The sequence below is a fragment of the Robiginitalea sp. genome, assembly GCF_049588695.1.
Classification (GTDB): domain Bacteria; phylum Bacteroidota; class Bacteroidia; order Flavobacteriales; family Flavobacteriaceae; genus Robiginitalea.
The window spans coordinates 1-4,206 of record NZ_JBAVZJ010000216.1 but is presented as its reverse complement, the minus strand read 5'-3'; the positions used below and the strand labels follow the sequence as shown (position 1 = coordinate 4,206).

4 protein-coding genes and 1 pseudogene are annotated in these 4,206 nt (G+C 40.3%); 3 read left to right on the top strand and 2 right to left on the bottom strand.

The genetic code is table 11. The annotated features are described in order from the left end of the window. Nucleotides 1–145: 145 nt before the first annotated feature. Nucleotides 146–1,513, bottom strand: a complete 1,368-nt coding sequence (locus WBV75_RS05160) for a hypothetical protein (protein ID WP_424119578.1) — start codon at nt 1,511–1,513, stop codon at nt 146–148. Nucleotides 1,514–1,897: 384 nt separating this feature from the next. Here WBV75_RS05160 and WBV75_RS05155 point away from each other — a divergent pair, with 384 nt between their 5' ends. Next, nucleotides 1,898–2,737 carry a hypothetical protein gene (locus tag WBV75_RS05155; RefSeq protein WP_424119577.1) on the top strand — a complete coding sequence of 280 codons (840 nt, stop codon included), beginning with the start codon at nt 1,898–1,900 and terminating at the stop codon, nt 2,735–2,737. Nucleotides 2,738–2,970: 233 nt separating this feature from the next. Next, nucleotides 2,971–3,147, top strand: a pseudogene (locus WBV75_RS05150) (HigA family addiction module antitoxin); the annotation flags it as partial. A 248-nt stretch (nt 3,148–3,395) separates the two neighbouring features. Here the strand turns inward: WBV75_RS05150 and WBV75_RS05145 are convergent. Further along, nucleotides 3,396–3,869: a c-type cytochrome gene (locus WBV75_RS05145; RefSeq protein ID WP_424119576.1), complete on the bottom strand. Its 474-nt coding sequence runs from the start codon at nt 3,867–3,869 to the stop codon at nt 3,396–3,398. A 21-nt stretch (nt 3,870–3,890) separates the two neighbouring features. Between WBV75_RS05145 and WBV75_RS05140 the strand changes: the two genes are divergently transcribed. Next, nucleotides 3,891–4,206, top strand: a 316-nt coding sequence (locus WBV75_RS05140) for a 3-keto-disaccharide hydrolase (RefSeq protein WP_424119575.1), incomplete at its 3' end; no start/stop codon positions are given.

The following is a 4,206-nucleotide window of genomic DNA, read 5'->3' as shown; positions in this document are numbered from 1 at the left end:
CCAATATACCCTTCTTTGAAGGGAACATATAACCGATAGAAGTACTGCACGGTGAACTTATCCCAAATTAGAAATGAATATTTTTCAAATCATAATTCCCGTAGGATTTCAGTTTGTTTAATCCTGCAATGTGAAGAATACTATATTAATCAGTCCCAACAAAATTGGCCCTTCCAAAAAATCTTCGATTTATGAAGTTATTGAGATTAGAACCAAACCGATAATTAAATCCAAATCTGGTATCGATGATATAAGCTGAGGGTAGGGTTACCCTCCCGCTCAAAATATCCTGTTCGGTGAAGTTTCCGGAGGCCAGGTAAATCTGGTCCTTTACATAGTTGACTTCTGCCCTTACATAAAAAGATAAATTCCCAGTGACACGGACATCTGCTCTGATATTCAAACCTGTGGACCAGGAACTAAAATCATCCAGATAATTCCTCAGGCGATATCCCACCTCAAGGGTTCCCCAACGTTTATTTAATCCCAGGCTAGTTCTCAAACTATGGAGGACCCTGGTCTCCTTAAGAACACCGCTAATCGTTTCCTCGACATATTGATTATTCCTGAGTTCAATCCCATAGTTCATTCTTAGAAATCTGGTATTCTGCACAGCTTCCGGAAAAAAATTGTACTCTACCGCCGGTCTGAAGCTGGTCTGAAACTGATAATTAAGTCGGGTGTTCTGACGCCCTGCAATATCATAACCATAAGACCATTGGGGTGAAATAGACTTCACAAGCTGATGATTAAATCCAAATTCTGACACATCAAAATTATTTGTAACTTCATCGATGATCTGGTTACCCTCTCCATCAAGAACCGGATCACCATTGTCATCAACTCTTGGTACCTTTTGAATCGTTTTTCTCAGCCTTTCATCTATCCTCCCGGATAGGGATATTTTCCATTTATCCGTTATACGATTAATATTGATGTCTCCACCAATATTGATGTCACTGCTCAATTCCTCAATTTCAATGTTAGCATCACTACCCACATTAAAAACCCAATAATTCCACGGATCGATAGTTTCCTGAATTGAATCTTCTAAAATGGCGGTGTCAGTTTTCATATTGATTTCAATCTCCTCCCCAGCTTTGGTTTTCGCAACATACGGAGCTAATCCCAATTTGATATACCGGGTTAGTTTTTTCCGCACTTCAAAGTCGGTGTCAAGCTGTTTATTATTTACATAGAGCGTATCTGATCTTCCTGCATGAATGTTTTGCTGACCAATAAAAATCAGTTGATATTGTCTTCCACCTCCACCGGATCTGTTTCTGTTAATCAGCAGAAAGACATCAGCCTTTTTATTATCCCTGTAGAAGTCTACGGCTGTAATTTCCGTTCTAATAAAATCTAAATCACAGCCCCCATCCCACTGTTCACAACCATCGATGAACACCCCGAGTTTATTGGGAGGGTTGTAATTATCACTTAATGTTTGACTGATTGCAGGAGGATGAAGGGAAAGAAATGCCAGAATCAATAAAAGTGGTATTATTCTCATGTGATTAGAGTTAATTCAAGTGGATAGTACGCTTAAGCACTATATTAGCAGAGAGTTGTGAACGCTAAAATTGCGTTTTACCGTTATTGTTTGAAAAGAAGTGAATACTTTATATGAGAAAGCATAGCCCATGGTTGTCGATTTTTTGCCAACGACAAATGTAAGCATAAGCGTTTTCTCTTTGGCATATTAGCAGAATAGGACCTCACGGGTTAAATATGATATTGATCATATATGATGCAGGTCATACAAGGGAGGCTTATTAGTTTGTAGATTAGGAAGAAATCCGACCGCTGTCATTTTTCCTTCTGAGTACCCCAATAAAATGCTTTACTTTAGAGGGATAGATGAATAATCGGTCAACGATCCACTTAAGCCTTAATTATGAAAAGAGCACTAACCTTTCTGGTATTCTGTTGCGTTTGGACCTCCTATGCGCAAACTACAGGCGATAAGAATCCGATACTAACCGATAATTTTATTATCGAACCGGGTTTATTTTTCCCATCCGAGAATGTCGATTTATCTGTGCAGGGTTCAACAGAATTTGAAATGGATGAAATAGAAGATATTGATGTTGATGAGACTCTGGGGCTTTCAGGTGTGCAAACCACCTTTAACCTGCATTTCAAGTGGAGGTTTTCCAAATCTAACTTGTGGTACGCAAGTGGCGAATATTTCAGGCTTTCAACCAAAAAATCGGTAACTCTTGATGAGGAAATCGAGTGGGAAGGGGTGGTATATCCGGTTGGAGGCGAGGCGAATCTCGGATATAGCCTTTCACTTTACAGGGTTTTCTTTGGAAGAGTAATAAGCAGGGGTCAGAAACATGAACTCGGCGCCGGACTGGGGATTCATGGCCTGAACACCAAGGGATTTATAGAGGGTGATGCTTTTATCGATGATCAGGAAGCGGGCTTTGAAAGAAGTGAGGCAAGAGTATTTCTCCCACTGCCTAATATCGGCGCTTCGTATACCTGGGCTCCAACCGTCAAATGGGCCTTTATGGCCAGGGTGGACTGGTTTGGCATTAAGATCGATAATATTTCCGGAGGTTTATGGAATGTCAGCCCCGTGGTAACCTACCTATTTACCAGGAATTTTGGGGTCAGTGCAAGTTATCAGTTTATAAACTTCAGTGCCGACGTGGACCAGGATACTTGGAAAGGTGGTTTTGACCTTGGTTTTGGAGGCCCATCCGTACGACTGGTAGTACATTTTTAATTACCTCTATAAATTGAATTTTCTCAGGCGTTTCAGTAAGAAGTCATAGGAACAGGCGGTGCCCAATCGGTTTTGTTGCTAGAGTACTTCCACCGGACTTTCCCCCAAGGCGAAAAAGGACTCAAACTTATTTTTCTGAACAATTCGCTCTTTGATTTCCCGGATGCTTAGATAATTCAATTCTCCGTTGTCGATCAGTTTATTAAGTATGGGATTTGCCCTTCGGGTATCCAATTTATGGGAAACGAAGAGTCACGGCGGATACGGCATTGAGGCTTGCCAAGTATTTCGGAAATTCCGCGAAATTCTGGTTAGGCTTACAAGACGATTACGATATCGAAGAAGAACGTCACAATTTAGAGCAGGATCTCAACGCAATTGAAAAGCATAACGAAAAGGACGTTGCTTAACAGCGGGTATAGCTCATGCCACCGCTATTCCTCAAATTTCATTTCCACTTAAATCAAATAAATTTATTGGTATTTTACTCTTGGCGGGGAGGTGGTATGAAGCCATATCCGAAGACGTTAGATAAAATAAGAACTAAGACTGTATAGTCAATAATAGGTCGGTAAAGTAATGAGTTCCTACAATGCTTAACCTTCCAACCTACCAGGGTTCTTGAATTATGTAGCATAACGAGATAAGAAGGCCAGGACTAGTGGTCAAGCGTTCTGAAATACTCCAGTATCGTTCTGGCTTCCTCTGCAGTTACTTGTTGATTCGTCATCAATTGTCCATTAAACTCAATAAAAAGGGCTTTGGCCAGAGAATCTTTTTGCAGCATTTCTTCCGGATTTATAATCATATTCATAACCCACTCTGGTGTTCTTCTTTCCAGAATCCCATTAGGGGGTGGCCCGATAAAAGTCGACCCAACTTTATGGCATGCCCTGCACTTTTGATCGTACAGTGCTCTTCCTCTCTCAGCCATTTCTGCATTAATTTCTTCACTAATTACTACTGAATCAATTGGTCCAACGCCTTTATTTTCTAAATTTATGGATTTAGAAGCCTGCAACTTTTCCGATGTTTCTTTCTTTGCAAAAGAAAACTTCCCTTTAACTTGTTTTTGTTTACACTGAAAAGTGATAAAAGAGAGCAGGACTAATATTAAAACCCGGTGTTTCATCTAAATAATTAAATGGAAAAGATGAAGAATTATCTTTTGATTACCCTTGTCATTTTAATGTGTAATTGCAGCACTGACCGCCAATGGACATATCTGTTCAATGGAGAAGACCTTGAGGGCTGGCACATATACCTTAAAGGTAAAGAAAACTTCAATGGCTGGTACGTTTCTGATGGGGTGTTAGTATTCGACCCTTCCAATAGAACAGAAGCCACGAACGCTGATCTGGTAACCGATCAACAATTCTCCAGTTTTGAATTGGAGCTCGAATGGATGATTTCTGAAAAGGGCAACTCTGGTATTTTTTGGGGTGTAATTGAAGATGAGCAGTATAAAC